Raw genomic sequence first — 3,338 nt, forward strand, 5'->3', positions numbered from 1 at the left:
CGCCCATGCTTTCCGGGTCGCGGAGTGGCTTTCTCAAGGGCCTCTTCCTTCATCGCAAGAGTCGCTTCGACGTAGATGTCCGTGGTTTCCACAGATTCATGCCCGAGCCATAACGCGATGACCGAGCGACGAACGCCTTGTTGCAGTAGGTCCATGGCCATGGTGTGTCTTAAACAGTGGACAGTGACCCGTTTCTGCTTCAATGACGGGCAAACTTCACACGCGGTCTTGCGGTGCTTGTTTAGCAGGTACTGCACGCCATGGACACTGAGGCGTTCACCCCGTGCACTGGGAAACAGGACCGTGCCATCACCACGTTGTGGTTCCCGCAACCACGCTTTCAGGACCGCGCGCGTGGATCTCGCGATGGGTGTGCAGCGCTCTTTTCGACCTTTCCCGATCGCCCGCACGTGAGCGCCGGCGCCGAGGATCAGATCCTCACGATTGAGCCCGGTCATCTCCGAGAGGCGAAGTCCGGTCTGTACCGCGACCAATAGAAAGGCGTGATCGCGCCGGCCAGACCACGTGCCTTGATCAGGCGCGGCTAGCAAGGCGTCAACTTCAGGGCGCGTCAGGAAGTGGATTAGCGTACGGGTGAAGCGTTTGCTAGGGATGGCAAGGACCCGCTGGATCTGGGCGGAATGAGCCGGTGTTTCGAGAGCGGCGTAGTGAAAGAAGGAATGGATTGCCGCGAGGCGTAAATTGCGAGTGCGAACGCTGACGCCCTGGTGCCTCTCAAGTTCATCGAGGAACGCGACAATCAGAGGAGCATCGATGTCCTCGAAATTCAGCTGGGACGGTGGCTTATGCAGGCGCTGCTGCACGAACTTTAGAAGTTGCCGAAAGGTATCGCGATAGGAGCTGATGGTGTGGGGACTGGCCTGGCGCTGCTGCATCAGGCGCTGCGTGAAGAAATGTTCCAGTAGTGGAGCAAAGGTGGCAGAAGTAGTCATTGCCGTTTCCCCCAGCGCTGTTCGAGTCGGCGCATCGCCTCACGCATCAGTTCGGGCGAGCCGCTTAAATACCACTGCGTATCCTCAACGTGCACATGGCCGAGGTAGGCCGACAGGATTGGTAGACGACGCTCGGGATCCTGTCCGGACTGGTACCATCGTACAAGTGTGTTCGTCGCGAAAAGGTGCCTCATGTCGTGCAGACGTGGACCGTGACTGTCGGATGTGCCGCGCAAGCCGATCTGCCGTGATAACTCATTGAAGGCGCGGTAAATCCGGGAATTGTCCAGCCGGTTGCCCCAGCTTGAAACAAAGAGGTAGGGCGATACTGGCCGTCCCGCCCAATGATGTTCACGTCGTTCGATATAGTCTGCGAGCACCTTGCAGGTCGAGGCATGCAAAGGAATCAATCTCGTCTTGCCTAGTTTCGCTCCGCGGATCGTCAATATCCCCGCTGTCAGATCTACGTCCTGTAGCTCGAGATTGCGTGCTTCACCTGGACGCATGCCAGATACGCTCAGCAATCCGAACAGGCAATGATAGGTCGACGGCAGAAGCGCTTCGCGTTCGTTACGATATGGCATCTCAAGCGCAGCCCGCAAGAGTGCGCAGATCTCGGCGGTTGAATATAAGTACGGTCGAGCCCGCTTAGGTTGAAACGGTAACAAGCCCTGTCCTGGTATCTCGGTGCGGGGATCGACGGCACTGCGATAGCGGGCAAAAGCGCGTACGAAACTCAGTCGTTGCGCCCAGTACGCGGGATGGACATTTGATGGTTGTCGAGCCCAGTCGAGAGCCAACGCCTGGGTAATGTAGGAAGCCCGATGTCGTTCCATGAACGCGACGAAATCTGGCAGCATCCTGCCCGCCACCTTCAGCTTGAATCCCAGGCTGCGCCTCAGCTCGAGGTAGTCCTGAACGGCTTGACGAAGCGTGTTCATCACACACCTCCCGGCCATGGCACTGCGAGTGTGCGTAATGCCTTGATATCTGCCTTCGCGTAGACGGTCGTAGTCTGTGGATGACGATGGCCCAACACCTCGCCGATCTCACTGAGCGAAGCCCCATGGCTCAGCATCTGGGTAGCCAGGCCGTGGCGAAACTGATGAGCACCCTTCGTGGGCGCGTCTATGCCAGCGCGCTGAAGCGAATTCCTGACGAGGGTGATGATGCCATTTGATCCACGAAAGCCCGTGATGGGGGCCTCTACACGTAAAAATACGCGGCGACTGTTGCTATGAGGGCGCCCGTGCTGTAAGTATGTGGCAATTGCCTTGCCGACGTCAGCGGGCAACGGTAGTTCGTTGCGTCGCCCGCCCTTGCCCCGGACGCTCAGTTGGCCAGAACGCCAGTCGATATCATCGAGTTCGAGAAAAGCCACTTCACAAGCGCGTAACCCCAGTCGTGCGAGCAGGACTAAAATGGCGTAGTCGCGACACCCAACTGCTGTCCGTCTATCGATGCTAGCTAGCAACTGTCGCGTTTGCTCGGCAGAAATCGCACGTGGAATTGACTGCATCGACCAGTTGGCGACGACCGGAACGGCTGAAGTCAGATCCTGTGCAATGTCGCCACGATAGCGCACATAGCGTAGAAACGATCGCAGGGCGGTGGTCATGAGTTTAGCGTGTGCCAAATGCAAACGTCGTGCTCTGATTTGCACAAAGCTCACGACATCTGCGGCACGAAGTCGCGATAACGTAACCCTCCCATCACCGAAACAATGGTGGAGAAATTCGCGGACGAACGGCAGGTAGGCCCTGACCGTTGCTTCTGTGAGAGCCTGGGCGTTACGCAAATACTCCGTATATGCCTGTGCACAGATCTCGGTTGGTAGCAGCCGATGTGCTGCGATCTTCTCGCCAGCGACCACACCCTCACTACGCAAGAAATCAATGAGACGCCGGAGCGCCGCTCGATCTGCAGGGAAAGGCTTAACATGCCGAGCGCGATAGCGTAAATACCGTATCGCATGGTCGTCGCAAATGTCCTTTAGACCAACGCCTGCCTGTTTAAGCCATCGACTAAAGCCTGCGGCGATTCGGACCTGCTGTTGCATGGATTGCGCACTGTATCCTTGAGCGGCGATCGCATCCGCAAAGGATATTAAATGATCTACGAGGGGGCCTTCCGGTGTTCGCGAGAGAATGACCTGATCATGAATGATGCACTTCACGATGAACTCCTTCCCCAATGCGGAGAGCGGGTGGAAGGAGTCAAGATTATCTCTATCCGCTGCAACGCGCCTACCTTAAAAACAAGTTCGTGACACGGCTGCAAGACATAATCCGGGGCGTTAAATAATAGCGCTAATATCTTGCAAGATATTAGCGGTATTACCACGTCGAGAAGTGGCGCTGCGGCACCATCGCGCGCCAGTTGCAT

The 3,338-nt window shown here is 56.9% G+C and carries 3 protein-coding genes; all 3 read right to left on the bottom strand.

Features of this window, described 5'->3' with window-relative positions; all coding sequences use genetic code 11:
• Positions 1 to 953, bottom strand: a 953-nt coding sequence (locus J8I87_RS43595) for a site-specific integrase (protein ID WP_209938818.1), incomplete at its 3' end; no start/stop codon positions are given.
• Positions 950 to 1,894: a tyrosine-type recombinase/integrase gene (locus tag J8I87_RS43600; protein ID WP_209938820.1), complete on the bottom strand. Its 945-nt coding sequence runs from the start codon at positions 1,892 to 1,894 to the stop codon at positions 950 to 952. The genes J8I87_RS43595 and J8I87_RS43600, both read right to left, overlap by 4 nt.
• On the bottom strand, positions 1,894 to 3,129 hold the full coding sequence (locus tag J8I87_RS43605) for a site-specific integrase (RefSeq protein WP_209938821.1): 1,236 nt from the start codon (positions 3,127 to 3,129) through the stop codon (positions 1,894 to 1,896). Before J8I87_RS43605 ends, J8I87_RS43600 begins: the two co-directional genes overlap by 1 nt.
• Between the last annotated feature and the right edge of the window lie 209 nt (positions 3,130 to 3,338).

Source organism: Paraburkholderia sp. LEh10, assembly GCF_017814945.1.
Lineage (GTDB): Bacteria > Pseudomonadota > Gammaproteobacteria > Burkholderiales > Burkholderiaceae > Paraburkholderia.

Coding starts and splice junctions, on each gene's coding strand:
- J8I87_RS43600 (WP_209938820.1), bottom strand. CDS start 1,894: ATGAACACGCTTCGTCAAGCCGTTCAGGACTACCTCGAGCTGAGGCGC.